Below are 15,098 nucleotides of genomic sequence, written 5' to 3' on the forward strand. Positions count from 1 at the left end.
TAGCGCGATTTGATGACGTAAAAAATCAACTGTTCTCCCATCAACATCCGCTTATCACTGCAGCAATATCTTCCCTCTTGTAACTTGCATTTCGATAGTCACTATGTCAATGTCAGTTCAGAACACTCTCGGTGCCCAGATAACCATGAAAAATGAACCCTTGTACCATGCACCTTGCCCTATAGCGCGCAGTCTTGGGCGTATTGGTGATAGCTGGAGCATCATTATTTTGCGTGATGCTTTTGCAGGTTTTACCCGTTTTGATGAGTTCCAGAAGAACAGTACTATCGCTCCCAATATTCTTTCCCGTCGGCTGAAAGACTTGGTGGACGACGGGCTGCTAGAGAAACGGAGTTACAGCACTACTCCACTACGCTACGAATATCACCTCACCCCGCTGGGGCGAGATTTTCGCCCAGTTCTGATGGCGTTGCTGCAATGGGGAAATCAACATTTTTCACCAGAAGGGCCACAGATGCAGTTAGTGGAAATGGCAACTCTACGTCCGGTAGAAGCGGTTATGGTCGATAAACAGACCGGAGAAGCGATTAGCTCCCCAAAATATGGCCTGATCCCCGGTCCTGCCGCGGCCCCTGTTATTCACTATCGCCATGAATACTTAGCGCGTAAGCGTAATGGTGAGAGTAACGAGAAATTTATGCCTGACTCACAGGAGTCAGTAACACGACCAACATCAGGAAATAAATGATGAATCATTCACTTAAACGTATTGTTATCACCGGCATGGGCATTGTCAGCCCATTAGGCTGCGGTGTATCGCACGTCTGGCAGTCATTGCTGGCGGGTAAGTCTGGTATTTCACGCCTTGATGATGAGATTGTTGAAGGTATTGGCTGTAAAATCGCCGGACAAGTGCCGGACATCGAACAAGACCCGGAACATGGCTTTGATCCTCTCGCGACGATCCCGGCGAAAGAACGTAAAAAGATGGATCGCTTTATCGAGTTTGCTTTAGTCGCCGCTAAAGAAGCCCTTGCTCAGGCAGGCTGGGAGCCACAGTCTCAGGAACAAAAAGACAGAACCGCAACCGTGATTGCCACCGGTATTGGTGGATTTAATGAGATAGCCAATGCGGTACACGTAACTGATGAGCGTGGGCCGCGTCGTTTATCTCCCTTTACTATACCGTCTTTCCTCGCCAACTTAGCCGCCGGACATGTCTCCATTGCCCATGGTTTTCGTGGCCCGATTGGTGCCCCGGTTACCGCTTGTGCCGCCGGAGCCCAGGCGATTGGTGATGCCGCGCGGATGATTCGCAGTGGTGAAGCCGATATCGCTGTATGCGGGGGAGCAGAAGCCGCTATTCACCGTGTCAGCCTGGCAGGTTTTGCCGCGGCCAGAGCGCTTTCTTCAGAGTTTAATGATACTCCAGAAACCGCATCGCGCCCTTTCGATAGCAGCCGGGATGGTTTTGTTATGGGAGAAGGGGCTGGATTACTGGTAATCGAGTCGCTGGAACATGCCATTGCTCGGGGTGCAACACCCCTGGCTGAACTGGTCGGCTATGGCACCAGCGCAGATGCTTACCACCTGACCGCGGGTCCGGAAGACGGTAATGGTGCCGGACGAGCAATGGAAACTGCTATTCGTCAGGCAGGGATCCGGGTGACAGAGATCCAGCATATCAATGCTCATGCGACATCAACTCAAGTAGGTGATAAAGGCGAACTGGCTGCAATTAAAGGTCTTTTTGGCCAGCATCCGGTAGCTATTTCATCAACAAAATCAGCAACCGGACATTTGTTAGGCGCGGCCGGAGGGATAGAAGCTATCTTTACTGTTCAAGCTCTGCGTGACCAGATTGTTCCCCCGACTCTCAACCTGCATAATCCGGATCCCGATGCGGCAGGGCTGAATTTAATCGCCCTGGAAGCACAGCCGCTGGCTATGCGTTATGCGCTGTCGAATGGCTTCGGGTTTGGTGGCGTCAACGCCAGCCTGTTACTGAAACGCTGGGAAGAGTAACGCTTTCACAGACCGTATCAAGTCAAGATGCGGTCTGTAACTATGGTTAGTACTTTTAATTGGTTTGCTGCGGGCTCATGACTATTTACTCTCTCAAAGATTGACGGGTAAAGCGTTGCCAGTGGTCGCCACAATGAGTAGAAAATCTTCAGTTTATTTGCATCAGCAACAACGTGAGTTTATCGCTCAACTTCAGCGCTCATGGCTCTGGCGTACTGAGCTGCCGACCTGGTTACTGATCATCACCCTTTATGGCGGTTGGTTTGCAACCGTTGCCTGGTGGCAATCAATCGGACTCTTGCCGGCAACCTTATTACTGATCTGGCTGAGTACTTGGTATATGTCGTTGCAACATGAACTGTTGCACGGGCATCCAACCCGCTTTCCTCGCCTTAACCAGCTGTTCGGGCTGATCCCTTTTTCAATCTGGTATCCCTATGGGACTTATCGTGACCTCCATCTTAAACATCATTACGATGAAGACTTAACCGTCCCGGAAACCGACCCTGAAAGTTATTATTTTACCGAACGCCGCTGGCAACATTTTAACGGTATCCAGCGCCTACTGGTACGCCTACGCAATACTTTTCCGGGGCGTCTACTATTGACTCCACTGCTGACCATTCCTTGGGTAGCCGTCGATATCTGGCAGTCATTTCGTCAGGGCAACCGCCCGGCAATCGCGATGTGGTCTGTACATATTCTGTTACTGGCTCCGGTATTTGGCTGGCTAAAACTGCATGACTTCTCGATTATCTATTATCTGTTAGTAGTCACCTGGCCGATGCTGGCGCTGACCCGGGTACGCTCCTTCTTCGAACATCGTGCAGCCGAAGCCCCTGAGGCACGTACCGTAATAAATGAAGCCGGGATGTTCTGGCGTTTGCTATTTCTGAATCTTAATTATCACTCAGTCCATCATGATTTACCGGGTATTCCATGGTATGGGTTACCGACAGTCTACCGGACTTATAAACAAGAGTATCTGGAACGTAATCAGGGCTTTTTGGTGAATGGCTATGGGGAGTTAATGCGTGAGCATTTACTCAAGCCCATCGAAGTAGAGATAAATCCTTATTTCCCTGAAGCTCGAGTCGCGGCTGAGCATTCCACAGTGGCAAAAACTTATGACTAAGCAGCTATCCTTACCTATGTACGATGTCTGGCATCCGGATACTGCGGTACTGGTGAAAGTATTACGCCAGTTACTGACTGAAGAGGGTCTTGAAGGAGATACTATCTTATTTCAGCAACCGGAGGACTATCTTGCCCACTGGCACTCCTCTGAACTGCTACTCAGCCAGACCTGTGGTTACCCGCTAGTGACACTGTTACCCGAACTTCAAATTGTCGGTACTTTTCATTACCAGGCAGCAGGATGTGAGGGTTTTCACTACAGCAGTCATCTGGTCGTCAGAGCCGCTGAGGAGGGAAAAACGCTGGCTGATTTTCGCAATAAGCGCGTGGTCTGTAACAGCGAGGATTCTCAGTCCGGGTACCATTGTCTGCGTACACTGGTTGCTCCTTTGCATAATCAGGGGCACTTTTTCTCACAAATCCTCTTCAGTGGCAGCCATCAAAACTCCCTGGCCATTCTGAAAACCAATCGGGCGGATATCACAGCGATCGATGCCGTCACCTGGGCACTTCTGGCCCGACATCGGCCCGAGAATCTTGCCGGGCTGGTATCTATTGGCAGCACGCCTCTGATACCGGGCCTGCCAATGATTACCTCCGCCCGGACTTCACCGCAAACGCTGGAAAAACTACGCAAAGTGCTGAAACGTCTGGTGACAGAACCGGAATGGCGTAGTGTCTGTGATGCCTTGTTGATTAAGGATTTCACCGTCACTGAACGGAAGGACTATCAGCTGATCAGTGATAACGTAGAGAGGGCTGCCATCAGTGGGTTATCCGAACTTTAATAGAGCCCTTTGCAGGGCTATATTCAGGTTCCTGCAAACTGATTAACCACCACCGGAAGCCCGAGCTTCTCACGTAAGGTCCCCGGCTGATAAGCCTGTTTCATCACCCCACTAGCTTTTAACAAGGGAACCACCTGCTCGATGAAGTTATCGAAGTCTACAGGCAGGAAGGGGAACATCAAGTTGTAACCGTCCACCGCTCCGGCATGAAAAGCTTCACTCAGTGTGGCGGCCACTTCTTCTGCACTACCAATAACCAGCCAGCTATCTGAACTTTGCAGCAACAGACGTCCTAACTGCAAAATAGACAGGTTAGGATCATAACCGGCGATAATCTGTAGCGCAGTCCGTATGCCGTCAAATCCCTCTTCACCGGGCAGTGATGGCAGCGGTTGGTGCGGGGAGTATTCACTGAGATCCAGCCGCAAATAGGTCCCGAGAAGATCCAGCGCCATCCGATCGTTCATCAATGAATCGATCAGCTGCTGCCGCTGTTCTTTTTCTTCATGGCTGTTAACAACTACCGGTAATACGCCGCCGAGAATTTTAAAATCTTCTGGTTTGCGTCCGACTTCACGCAGGCGATGATTCATATCCGCCCGGTAAGCCAGCCCCTTTTCAATATTACTCATAAACACAAAATGAATATCTGCCTGGGCGGCTGCCAGCTGTTTTCCAGATTCAGAAGAGCCAGCCTGTACCACAATGGGGTGCCCTTGTGGCGGTCGTGGCACATTAAGAGGGCCGCGAACCTTAAAGAACTTACCCTCGTGATTCAGATGATGAACCCGCTGTGAGTCGGCAAAATAACCGCTCTGCTTGTCTATCAGTATTGCATCGTCTTCCCAGGAGTCCCACAGTTTGCGAACCACGTCGATAAATTCCGCTGCACGCTGATAACGCTGACCGTGTTCAGGTAATTGCTCCAGACCATAGTTAGCGGCCTCTTCCGGTAGCCACGAAGTCACCACGTTCCAGCTCGCTCTTCCCCCACTTAAAAAATCCAGCGAGGCAAAATAGCGCGCCAGATTATAAGGCTCGTTATAGGAGGTCGAAGCGGTTGCCATCAGGCCAATATTATCGGTAACCGCAGCCAGAGCACCCAGCAAAGTGACAGGCTCAAGGCGTGGGTTCGCATAATGCGGGATACCGCTTGGAACCGTATCCCAGATAGCCACATGGTCGGCAATAAAGATATTATCAAGTGTTGCCAGCTCAGCTTTACGCGCGAGGTCTGCATAGTATTTCAGGGTGAAAATCTCTTTACCCGGAGCTTGCGGATGACGCCAGGAAAAACGGTAATCCCCCTGAGGGTTAAAGAAGAATAAATTAAAGATGGCGGTATTTTTAGCCATAGCAGAATACTCAGAATAATTAGTAACTGCCCTCCATGGCATGAAGTGTGATTATTTTGCTGCCAGCTTCTCTTTCACCCATTGGTCGGCGACTTTGGCCGGATCTTTACGATCAACATCCACCTCTTTATTCAGGTTAATGATGTCCTGGGTCGTGATTTTGGCTGAAATATTGTTCAGAATTTGCTCCGACTTCGGCGAAATCGCACCCTTGTGAATCAGTGGCACCACATTTTGTGCCGGTTGCTCATTCTTATCATCTTCCAAAACGACCCACTTCTCTTTAACTAAATCCCCCTGAGTGGAAACAATCGTTGCGACATCAATTTTGCCAGAATTCAGCGCCAGGCGGCTCAGCGGGCCACCAATATCCAGTGACTTAAAGGCTTTAAATTTGATGCCATAAACGCGCTCGAGACCGGGCAGACCCAGAGCACGAACAGCGACTTCCGGCGGGCCACCCACCACCAGTTCAGGAGCCACTTTCGCCAGATCAGACAGGGTTTTCAGGTTATATTTTTTTGCCGTTTCTTCACGCACGGCCCAGGCAGTTATTGAGCCACCGGGAGAGGTTTCCAGTAACACTAAATCCTCAGGTAACGCTCCAACCAGCTCATCAGTCACCTGCTTCTGGGTGGTTGACTCACTGCCACCATGATAATAGTTCAGCAACGCACCGATATACTCGGGTACCACATCCAGTTCACCAGACTGCAGCGCAGGAATAATGATTTCGCGGTTTCCAAGGTTCAGACGTGTTTTTACATCAATTCCCTGCTGGCGCAGCGCGCTGGCATAGATATTGGCCAGCACCGTTTGCTCCGAGTAGTTAGCTCCGCCAATGGTGACCGTTTCAGCCTGTGCGGCAAAGCTAGCACCCGCCAGGCTGAGTGCCAGCAACGTCATGCGTAGGCCCTGGTATTTCGTGAACAACCCATTTTTTATTGTCATCGCCTGCTTCTCTTTTTGTTGTTGATATAGGTTATATGGTTGCAGCAACTAGCCTGCAGTCGGGGTTGAAATAGCCAGCCAGCGTTTCGCAAGCCCAGCCATTAAAAGCTCACAGCCTATCGCCAGCAGTGAGATAACAATGGAGCCTGCTATGACTTGGGGATAATCACGCTGACCCAGTCCATCAATAAGAAAACGTCCAAGCCCATCCAAACCGGCATAGGCCGCGATAACCGCTGTTGCAATCAGCTGTAATAACGCAGTACGCACACCGGCAAAAATCAGTGGCATTGCCAGCGGAATACGGACTTGCAGTAGGCTTTGCAAAGGCGTCATGCCCATCGCCTTAGCGGCATCGCATAGGGTTTGATCGGCATGAAGAATACCGACATAGGTATTAGTGAGCATGGGTGGAATAGAGAGTGCGACCAGCGCAATAAATACCGGGACATCGTTAAAACCGAATAACATGATGCACAGTAAAATAATGCCCAGTGCAGGGAAGGCCTGACCGATATTAAACAAGTTAATAACGAGAAAACCTCCGCGCTTTAAGTAACCGAATAAAATACCGACAGGCTGTGCGATAAGAAAAGCGATAATCAGACTCACCAGCACATAATAGAGATGCTGGAAAAAACGTGTTATCAGCCCCAGATCGCCCGTCCAGTGGCTCCCGTCAAGGAACCAGAACCAGGTTTCAGTAAGCATCCCCATCAGCGTGTCCACCCTGTAAGGTGATAACCGACTCGGGTTATCACCAGGTCAAACAGCAGTGATAGCAACAGGCTTAATCCCAGGCTAATAAAAATAGGGGTCAGGAAGTCCTGATTAAATCCGAGGATCATCAGTTGGCCTAATCCTCCTTGTCCGATTAATGCAGTGACAATCACCAGCCCGACTAACGTCACAGAGGCAATACGTAATCCGGCAAATAGCGCAGGCAGGATCAGAAAAATTTCAATATCGGTAAAACGACCAAACCGGGTATAACCCAGCGCACGCGCTGATTCCAGTACCTCGGTCGGCAGTTTTTGCAGACCCGCCAGCACGTTACGCAGTAAAATAAGCAGCGAGTAAAGCGTCAGGCCAATCACCGAGGTGGTCATTGATAAGCCTGTCCAGGGTAGCAGTAAAATAAACAGCGCCAGTGACGGAATAGTGAATAACACGCTGCTTAGAGTCATTAATGGGCTGGACAACGCAGGCCAGATAATCGCCAGTAACAGCATCAGTGCGGTTAACACCGTACCCAGCACCAGGGAGAGCACCACCAGTTGCAAATGCTGGAGCGTCAGCTCAACTATCATCGAGGAGTTATCGAGAGTCCATACCCAGTCAATCATGGCGAATTAACTCCTGATGACGGTTAAGCGCATCACTTAACAGACGGCTATCGATAGCCCCGGCATAGCGCCCTTGCGATGTGACTCTAACCATCACACCCAAGGGCACATCCAGTAAATCACTATAAACCTGGCGTAATGACTGGTGTTCTTCGGAAAAATGAACCGGTACTAAATGCCCCTTGTCGAGCCAGTGCAGCGGACACCCTTCTGAGTCCAGCACCAGTGTGTATGATTTTGAAAGTAGAGGATATTCCCCGGATAAAGGCTTAGCATCCTGACTTAGCAACAATACATCATGGCGCGGCAAGTCACAGACCCGCATCATGCCAAGCCGTTTCAAATTAGGTTCAGGCCCAATAAAGTCGCGTACAAAATCACTGGCCGGATGGGCTAAAATATTATCCGGTGTATCAAATTGTGCCAGCCTGCCACCTTGCTGGAAAATAGCTATTCGGTCACCGAGGCGAATCGCTTCATTGATATCATGGGTGACCAGAATAATGGTTTTATGTAATCGGCCCTGAAGCTCTAATAATTCACCTTGCAGTTTATCCCGAACCACAGGATCGATAGCCGCAAAGGGTTCATCCATCAACAAAATTGGCGGATCCGCAGCCAGTGCCCGGGCGATGGATACCCGGCTCTGCTGGCCTCCCGATAACTGATGCGGGTAGCGTTTCAGTACTAGTGGATCCAGTGACATCAACGCCACTAGCTCATTAATACGCTCGGAAATTACAGGTTTTTTCCAGCCAAGAAGACGTGGCACGGTGGCAATATTTTCAGCTACCGTGCGGTGCGGGAATAATGCCGGGCTTTGCATTACAAAGCCAATTTTCCGCCGTATATGAATAATATCGGCGCTGGACAGAGCTTGCCCCTGGATATAAACCTCTCCACTATCAGGGACATCTAACTGATTAATCATGCGTAATGTGGTGGTTTTACCGCATCCGCTGGGGCCCACGAAGGTACAAAGCTCACCATCGTTGATAGTCATACTCAGGGAGCTAATGGCATGTTGTGCATTGCCCGGATATGTCTTGTTGATGTTTTCGAGTCTAATCATAATCCGCTTACACTTCCTGATGCCGCACAACCGTACTTATTCCAGCCAGTATGGCAAAGGTCATTGCGCCAGCAAATTCATCATAGTGATAAGCATAGTTGGAAAGTCGCTATTCACCTTGGGTGATAATTCTGAATATCAGAGAAAAATGTAACGATTAATATGAAACAAGAAAATAGAGGAAGTAAGCTAAAAAAGAGTTATATAAATAAATATTATTTTTCAAAAAAAGTAACTATTTTTCTCATCGAAATAATACATAAGTAACGATTCCAACTTATTGATGAAACGACAGAATATATGTATTTATTTATTATTTCATTCCGTCTGATGTTTACATCAGAGCAAGAGCGTTTCCTTACTCTCTTGCTCCAGGTGAGCTGACGTCAGTTAACTGCCGTACACGCTAATCACGCTATTCAGTCTCCTGGCCTGCATATTGAGCCCTTCTGCTGTTTCTGTTGAGTGCGTGACCATATCGGTATTGCGCTGGGTCATTTGTTCGATCCGGGCAATAGAGCTATTGATCAGACCCAAAGCAGCAGTTTGCTCGTGCGTTGCATGGCTAATTTCTTTGATCATCGTGGAAACCTGCAAAACTTCCCCAATAATATCACTAATATGTTTACCTGCATTTTCGACCATTGTACTGCCCTGTTTCACACTGATGACACTGGCATCGATCAGCGTTTTAATCTCTTTCGCCGCAGAGGCTGAATGCTGTGCCAAATTGCGAACCTCAGCAGCCACCACCGCAAATCCTCGCCCTTGTACACCAGCACGAGCGGCTTCTACCGCCGCATTCAATGCAAGAATATTGGTCTGGAAGGCAATACTGTCTATCACACCAATGATATCGACAATTTTATCGCTGGCGTCGGAAATGGAGTCCATCATACCGATGGTTTCCTTCATAATATTGCCTCCTTTAAGTGCAGTACTGCTGGCTACTTCTGCCATTGTTGTCGCCTGGACTGCCGTTTCCGCACTTTGCTGTACGGCAACCGTTATTTCTTCAATCGCGGCAGCGGTTTGCTGCAGATCTGCCGATGTTTTTTCCGTGCGTGCATTCAGGTCGAGATTATTTTCCGTCAACTGACGACTGACACTTGTAATACCGTTAACTTGTGTACTGACATCATCGACAAGCGAATGCAGATTAAGACCAAACTGGTTAACGGAGCGGAGCAGCAGACCAATTTCGTCTACCCGATTGAGATGGATATGCTTTACTTTACGACCCGATACCACATGCTGGGCCTGCTTGAGGATAGTCTTGATTGGCCGTGCAATTTGCTGCTGTAGAAATTGATCCATGATGATGATGGATAACAGCGCCAGTATAAGTAACGCCAGTGGATTTATGCCACTAAAGGCAAGCAGTGCAGGCACAAGACCCACGGTTAATACAGCGATACGTAAACGCCAGCGGACTGACAATTTCTGTAAAATTGACAGCGGAGAAAACAGCCTGGTACGGACAACCAGCCCTTTGTAGAATTTACGGCTACCGACCTGTTTGTTCCGTACAGCAAGGTACAAGGCTTCAGCCTCTTTTATTTCGTCAGCACCAGGTGTGTTGCGCACGGATATATAGCCAGCCAGCTGTTCTTGCTGGTAAACCGGCGTAACGTTAGCCCGTACCCAATAATAATCACCGTTATTACGGCGATTTTTAACCAGCCCAGTCCAGCTGTCGCCTTGTTTTAGCGTAAACCACAGGTCCGTATAGGCTTCAACGGGCATATCCGGATGACGCACAATATTGTGCGGCTGGCTGATAAGTTGCTCTTCTGAAAAACCGCTGGCCTTAATAAAGGCAGAGTTAGCATAAGTAATGTGGCTTTGAATATTGGTTGTGGACATCAGAATGGTGTCCATGTCTAACAGATACTCCTGCTGCGTGACAGGTGTATTTAATCTCATTATAAACTCCAGTGTAGGTATTCCGCTCAGTTTCCGGGTTCAACCAGGCTGAAACGGAGTATTGCCGTCGCCTGGTGATACGGAGGAATCTGTCAGGTATATTGCTGTGTATATACTGATTTTTTAGTGGTTGATTCACTGATACAAAATAATGACAGAAACTATTTATAATGAGTGAACTATAAACCCTATATTTTGCGTGTATCTGTAACAAATATGACATAATTAACAGCACGCATTTTCAGCGTGCGTAAATTTATGATGAGGATGATTGTCTGTCAATTGATTCATTTTATTAGCAATGAATAACCAGAGGGGTAATGGTAAAGAAATGGGGCTGTAACAGAATATTTTCATCAGAAATTTAATTTATATAAAGGTTGTGATTAATTAATAATTCCAACTTGTTAAATGTTATCGTTATATTAATTGAAACCATGTTATCGTATTGATAATTATTATTATTTTTTTTATTTTTTCCAGGCGCGATTGAAGCGTAATTTATTGCAGATCAAATAACACCATTTACTGGCCTGATAATTATTCCAGGTTAAAAACAGGCAGGCAATTGTGAAGACCCCACTGACTGGACCACATTTTTTTCTTATCGCTAGCGGCAGGCTATAACTTCGTCGAGCCTTCCTGAGCTGATGTTATCAGCGAAATTTTCATGCTAGTTTACTTGGGTGGATCGCCATTCTTTCTGACCACATGGCCTCTTTACATCAGAAAATGAATTTAAGGGAAGAGTTAACTATGCTGGGCATCATTAATTACGAAACATTTGTGCTGTCATTTATTATTTTCTTAATGATCCCTGGCCCCGGCAACTTGATATTGATTACCAGCACCAGTAAAGGCGGCATTTACAGCGGGATGGCCTGTATGATGGGTATCGTCGTGGGCGATCAGGTTTTGCTGTGGCTGGCTATTGCCGGAGTTGCGACACTCCTTGAGTCATCGCCCAATCTGTTTCAGGCGATGAAATGGCTGGGGGCCGCTTACCTTCTATGGATTGGCGGGCAATTGCTGTTCAAATCCGCGGCCCATAGTACACCGCCGCCAGTAAGCCGTAAAAGAACCCCCTTTTTACAGGGAATGGCTATTACGCTGACCAACCCAAAACCGATTCTGTTTTATATGATGTTTTTACCGCTATTTATCGACCCGGTATACAGCCGCGGCGTACTGACATTTGCCGGCCTGGCAGGAACTGCAGCCCTGTTAACCGTTATCTATGCGGTACTGATGATTATTATTACCCTGTCGATTGCCGATAGCGTGCGTACCCGACCTGCGCTTATGTTTCTGCTGGAAAAAGTAGCGGGCCTGTTTCTGGCAGGGTTTGCAATTAAGCTGGCCTTTTTTTAGCCCGACAATAGATACTAAGAGATATCACACTCGAATTATTTTGGATATAAAATAGGTAATCTAGCTAATAACCATTTCAATAATGAGGTAAAAATGACTAACGTATCTTTTTCTATTGGTGAACAAAAAGTGCAGTTTAGCGAGCCAGATATCTCGTTACCAGTCGGCTATCTGAGTATTGCACAGCAGTTTTTTCACCGTGATATTCCTTCACCTTATGACGTTGAAATGGCTATAGCCACGTTTGAAGACCATATTCAGGCAACCCCGCAGCTGCACCATATTGCCCCGGAGTTTAACTGCCACGATGATTATCTGAAACAGATTATGCAGGTTGCTGGCGTAAGTAATGAGATAAGCCAAGCCGAAATTGAGCTGGTCTTTAACCGTATCGCAGACGTGGTTTCCGGCAGTCCGAAGCGTGACGGAGAATTCCCTGATGATAAAAACTTCATCAGCTATCTGCTGATGATACGGGAACTCTCACATCACCTGAATATTGAGAAAATCAGTCGCGACTGATTTAGTAGCTATTGCACACCGTTTGATTACCCACTTTACGGCAATAAGTGGTTTTCGGCCGCGCATTTTCCATAGCCATCATTGACTGGCTCATAGCTTGCTGCTGCTGCGCCGCTAACAGCTGTTGCTGATAGGCCTGCTGATTATTTAACTGACGTTGTGTAATAGCGATATTTAAGCGATCGCAATCAGCCTTCTGTAAAGGCTGGGCTTTAATCTGCTTAACTGACTCAGCATAAGCATTCTGGTAAAGCCCGGGGTCATAGCTCCAGCTATTTAAGTCTTGTACATTGAAGTTCTTAGCTTCGGCGGCCATTTGATAATTCATAAAACCTAACGTAACGCACTGGTCAGTAGCAGCGTCACGATAACTGATATCATGGTAATTTGCTAAAGGCATAGGTTGCTTCTGGGTAGCACACCCCGAAAGCACTAAAACACACGCTGCGATGATAAATTTTTTCACGGTGATACCAAGCCAGTCAAGAATGCGATTATCTGCTATCAGGATCAAACATCTTCGATAAAAAGTAAATAGGCCGTATCAATACTCGGACACAGATCCAGATTAATACTCAGGATCACGGTTATTGACCAAGCTGTACCAGCTCTTCAACACTCAGGCCGGTTAATTTCATTACCACATCGTAATCAATACCATGCTGCAACATAGAATAAGCAACCTGACATTTCCCCCGTCGCTCACCTAACTGAATTCCCTGCTCTCTGCCACGCTGTTCGCCAAGCTGTATGCCTTGTTGTATACCTTGTTGCATACCTTGTTGCATGCCTTTCATTATCCCTTTCTGTTCCAGCTGTTGTGCAATTGTCATCAACTCCTCCTCATGGTGCGGTACTCGCAATGCCAGTTCACGGACAAAAACTTCAGCATCAGCCGAGTCACCAGCGTGAATAATATAGTTAATCAGCGTCACTACCTGGGAAGAACCCAAGCATTCGGTCATTAATAATGTCACGAGTTTATCCATCAATTCTGTCAAATTACGCTGATGAATATGTTTTTGCAGTAATGTCAGAGCAGCCATACTACGATGTTCCATTATTTCTTCATCAGGAATAACAGTGATATCAACCAGTGGAAAATCATTGCTATAAAGTTTTTTTGCCCGTTCCGGGCAGGTGAATTCCTGAAACCAGTTAGTAGAGTATGGGTAAGGAGTACGTTTGCCGGTATAGAACAAAATGGGGATCACTAATGGCAATTTTTTATGGCCTGCATCCAAGTGGCTCTGCATCGCTGCCACGGCGTAACGGATCATACGAAATGCCATATGTTTGTCGGGGCTGGACTGATGTTCAATCAGAACCTGAATATATCCATCCTCGCCATCATTAGTTTTTAAGCTATAGAGCACATCACTAAAGTATTGCCGTAAATTCTCTTCGACAAAAGAGCCATTTTCTAATTTCAATGTATTGAAATCACAAATAGCACGTAGCTCTGTAGGGAGGTGGATCTCCATAAAATCACGGGCAATTTCAGGTAATTTAAGAAATTGTCGAAAAGTCGCATCATGCGGTGTTGCAATATGTTGTTTAGCTTGCATCATCCCTACCCCTGAAATTAATTCAGTTAGGATAGGATGGTGACTTAATAAAAATATCAACAAACCCTACTCATAAATATATTTAACTAATTAAAACCAAGTATAAAATGTTTTTTCTTTTAAACAGACACTTTTTTTATTAATTACCCTTATTAATTACCCTTATTAATTTGGCAATTAATAACATCAGTAATATTTATCGTTCATCCTTTTTCCCATTATTCCTGAGCGTCCGCCATTGAACAGGCGTCATACCCACTTCACGGCTAAATACCACGGAAAAATAGTTGCTGTCCTCAAAGCCACACTGCATCGCAATATCACTGACCATTTGTCGGGTATGCTGCAACAGATATTGTGCGTGACAAACACGCAACTGTCGTAAGTACTGGTTAATCGTCATTCCCGTCTGTTCGCGAAACTGCTGGCGCAATACGCGCTCACTACACTGTTGCTGTAAGCAAAACTCCTCAAGCATAAAGCTGGTAGCCAGGCTGCCAGCAAGCGTAGTAATCAGTTTATCCAGTAACGCTTCCTGCTCGTTAACATCAGGATTATCTATAAGATACCGGCAGCGATTAAAAGTGATAACTAATTGAGCGAAAAGCAGTTCTGCCATTTGGCTACTAATGGGATCGTCCTTCAATCCCTCATGCTCAAGCTGAGTGATAACTTGTCTGGCACTCGTCATGCCACTACTACTCAGTCGCCAGTGCGGAATCGCACGAGAGTCATTAAAGCCAGGAATATAGGTTGCCCAATCAATATTGAGTTTCAGTCGCTCCGGGCAATAGATAATATTTTGCAATACCAGTGAGTTAACTGAAGCATAGGAGTGTCTGTCTTCGGCACGAATATAGAATAGATCGCCCCGAGTAATACGATAGGGACGATCGTTAAGTATATGCAAACCATTGCCACGCCATACCAGGACTAGCTCGCAAAATTCATGGGTATGTTCAGCGAATGCATGCTGCGGATAACGATCCAGTACAGCAACCGCCTGACTTTCACTGGTAAAAAACGCATTCTTGCGAAGGATCAAGGGTCCTGACACGGTACAGCCTCAGTATCGA

The 15,098-nt window shown here is 47.0% G+C and carries 15 protein-coding genes; 6 read left to right on the plus strand and 9 right to left on the minus strand.

The window, feature by feature from the left end:
• Nucleotides 1-145: 145 nt before the first annotated feature.
• The 4 genes from M2387_RS07630 (at nucleotide 146) to M2387_RS07645 (ending at nucleotide 3,911) form a co-directional block, all read left to right on the plus strand.
• Nucleotides 146-709 (plus strand): winged helix-turn-helix transcriptional regulator, encoded by a 564-nt coding sequence (locus M2387_RS07630; protein WP_259049017.1) that lies wholly within the window; start codon nucleotides 146-148, stop codon nucleotides 707-709.
• A complete protein-coding gene (gene fabF / locus M2387_RS07635; protein WP_259049018.1) occupies nucleotides 709-1,986 on the plus strand; it encodes a beta-ketoacyl-ACP synthase II in 1,278 nt (425 codons plus the stop codon). Before M2387_RS07630 ends, fabF begins: the two co-directional genes overlap by 1 nt.
• A 133-nt stretch (nucleotides 1,987-2,119) precedes the next feature.
• A complete protein-coding gene (locus M2387_RS07640) occupies nucleotides 2,120-3,121 on the plus strand; it encodes a fatty acid desaturase (protein WP_259048495.1) in 1,002 nt (333 codons plus the stop codon).
• On the plus strand, nucleotides 3,114-3,911 hold the full coding sequence (locus M2387_RS07645; protein ID WP_259048497.1) for a phosphate/phosphite/phosphonate ABC transporter substrate-binding protein: 798 nt from the start codon (nucleotides 3,114-3,116) through the stop codon (nucleotides 3,909-3,911). Before M2387_RS07640 ends, M2387_RS07645 begins: the two co-directional genes overlap by 8 nt.
• A 23-nt stretch (nucleotides 3,912-3,934) precedes the next feature.
• Here the strand turns inward: M2387_RS07645 and M2387_RS07650 are convergent, their stop codons facing one another.
• The 6 genes from M2387_RS07650 to M2387_RS07675 all read right to left on the minus strand — a co-directional run bounded on the left by M2387_RS07650 (nucleotide 3,935) and on the right by M2387_RS07675 (nucleotide 10,561).
• Nucleotides 3,935-5,266: an LLM class flavin-dependent oxidoreductase gene (locus M2387_RS07650; RefSeq protein WP_259048499.1), complete on the minus strand. Its 1,332-nt coding sequence runs from the start codon at nucleotides 5,264-5,266 to the stop codon at nucleotides 3,935-3,937.
• A 51-nt stretch (nucleotides 5,267-5,317) separates the two neighbouring features.
• Nucleotides 5,318-6,217, minus strand: coding sequence for an ABC transporter substrate-binding protein (locus tag M2387_RS07655; protein WP_409039576.1), 900 nt, complete (start codon nucleotides 6,215-6,217; stop codon nucleotides 5,318-5,320).
• Between the two features lie 48 nt (nucleotides 6,218-6,265).
• Complete coding sequence (locus M2387_RS07660; RefSeq protein ID WP_259048501.1) at nucleotides 6,266-6,934, minus strand: ABC transporter permease; 669 nt, start codon at nucleotides 6,932-6,934, stop codon at nucleotides 6,266-6,268.
• Entirely contained in the window at nucleotides 6,934-7,563 is a 630-nt protein-coding gene (locus tag M2387_RS07665; protein ID WP_259048503.1) for an ABC transporter permease, read from the minus strand. Before M2387_RS07665 ends, M2387_RS07660 begins: the two co-directional genes overlap by 1 nt.
• On the minus strand, nucleotides 7,556-8,635 hold the full coding sequence (locus M2387_RS07670; protein WP_259048506.1) for an ABC transporter ATP-binding protein: 1,080 nt from the start codon (nucleotides 8,633-8,635) through the stop codon (nucleotides 7,556-7,558). Before M2387_RS07670 ends, M2387_RS07665 begins: the two co-directional genes overlap by 8 nt.
• A gap of 390 nt (nucleotides 8,636-9,025) precedes the next feature.
• Nucleotides 9,026-10,561, minus strand: a complete 1,536-nt coding sequence (locus tag M2387_RS07675; RefSeq protein ID WP_259048508.1) for a methyl-accepting chemotaxis protein — start codon at nucleotides 10,559-10,561, stop codon at nucleotides 9,026-9,028.
• A gap of 756 nt (nucleotides 10,562-11,317) precedes the next feature.
• Between M2387_RS07675 and M2387_RS07680 the strand changes: the two genes are divergently transcribed.
• Both M2387_RS07680 and M2387_RS07685 read left to right on the plus strand, forming a co-directional pair.
• Nucleotides 11,318-11,932, plus strand: a complete 615-nt coding sequence (locus M2387_RS07680) for a LysE family transporter (protein WP_259048510.1) — start codon at nucleotides 11,318-11,320, stop codon at nucleotides 11,930-11,932.
• A 93-nt stretch (nucleotides 11,933-12,025) separates the two neighbouring features.
• On the plus strand, nucleotides 12,026-12,454 hold the full coding sequence (locus M2387_RS07685; protein ID WP_259048512.1) for a hypothetical protein: 429 nt from the start codon (nucleotides 12,026-12,028) through the stop codon (nucleotides 12,452-12,454).
• 1 nt (nucleotide 12,455) lies between these two features.
• Here M2387_RS07685 and M2387_RS07690 read toward each other — a convergent pair whose 3' ends face one another.
• The 3 genes from M2387_RS07690 to rhaR form a co-directional block, all read right to left on the minus strand.
• Nucleotides 12,456-12,854 (minus strand): hypothetical protein, encoded by a 399-nt coding sequence (locus M2387_RS07690; protein ID WP_259048514.1) that lies wholly within the window; start codon nucleotides 12,852-12,854, stop codon nucleotides 12,456-12,458.
• Between the two features lie 187 nt (nucleotides 12,855-13,041).
• The gene (locus tag M2387_RS07695) at nucleotides 13,042-14,022 is read right to left on the minus strand and encodes an Rpn family recombination-promoting nuclease/putative transposase (RefSeq protein WP_259049020.1); all 981 of its coding nucleotides are present in this window, start codon (nucleotides 14,020-14,022) and stop codon (nucleotides 13,042-13,044) included.
• A 196-nt stretch (nucleotides 14,023-14,218) separates the two neighbouring features.
• Nucleotides 14,219-15,079 (minus strand): HTH-type transcriptional activator RhaR, encoded by an 861-nt coding sequence (gene rhaR / locus M2387_RS07700; protein ID WP_259048516.1) that lies wholly within the window; start codon nucleotides 15,077-15,079, stop codon nucleotides 14,219-14,221.
• Between the last annotated feature and the right edge of the window lie 19 nt (nucleotides 15,080-15,098).

This window comes from Klebsiella sp. BIGb0407 (assembly GCF_024807845.1).
Lineage (GTDB): Bacteria > Pseudomonadota > Gammaproteobacteria > Enterobacterales > Enterobacteriaceae > JGM124.

Coding starts and splice junctions, on each gene's coding strand:
- M2387_RS07630 (WP_259049017.1), top strand. CDS start 146: ATGAAAAATGAACCCTTGTACCATGCACCTTGCCCTATAGCGCGCAGT.
- fabF (WP_259049018.1), top strand. CDS start 709: ATGAATCATTCACTTAAACGTATTGTTATCACCGGCATGGGCATTGTC.
- M2387_RS07640 (WP_259048495.1), top strand. CDS start 2,120: ATGAGTAGAAAATCTTCAGTTTATTTGCATCAGCAACAACGTGAGTTT.
- M2387_RS07645 (WP_259048497.1), top strand. CDS start 3,114: ATGACTAAGCAGCTATCCTTACCTATGTACGATGTCTGGCATCCGGAT.
- M2387_RS07650 (WP_259048499.1), bottom strand. CDS start 5,266: ATGGCTAAAAATACCGCCATCTTTAATTTATTCTTCTTTAACCCTCAG.
- M2387_RS07655 (WP_409039576.1), bottom strand. CDS start 6,217: ATGACAATAAAAAATGGGTTGTTCACGAAATACCAGGGCCTACGCATG.
- M2387_RS07660 (WP_259048501.1), bottom strand. CDS start 6,934: ATGGGGATGCTTACTGAAACCTGGTTCTGGTTCCTTGACGGGAGCCAC.
- M2387_RS07665 (WP_259048503.1), bottom strand. CDS start 7,563: ATGATTGACTGGGTATGGACTCTCGATAACTCCTCGATGATAGTTGAG.
- M2387_RS07670 (WP_259048506.1), bottom strand. CDS start 8,635: ATGATTAGACTCGAAAACATCAACAAGACATATCCGGGCAATGCACAA.
- M2387_RS07675 (WP_259048508.1), bottom strand. CDS start 10,561: ATGAGATTAAATACACCTGTCACGCAGCAGGAGTATCTGTTAGACATG.
- M2387_RS07680 (WP_259048510.1), top strand. CDS start 11,318: ATGCTGGGCATCATTAATTACGAAACATTTGTGCTGTCATTTATTATT.
- M2387_RS07685 (WP_259048512.1), top strand. CDS start 12,026: ATGACTAACGTATCTTTTTCTATTGGTGAACAAAAAGTGCAGTTTAGC.
- M2387_RS07690 (WP_259048514.1), bottom strand. CDS start 12,854: ATGCCTTTAGCAAATTACCATGATATCAGTTATCGTGACGCTGCTACT.
- M2387_RS07695 (WP_259049020.1), bottom strand. CDS start 14,022: ATGCAAGCTAAACAACATATTGCAACACCGCATGATGCGACTTTTCGA.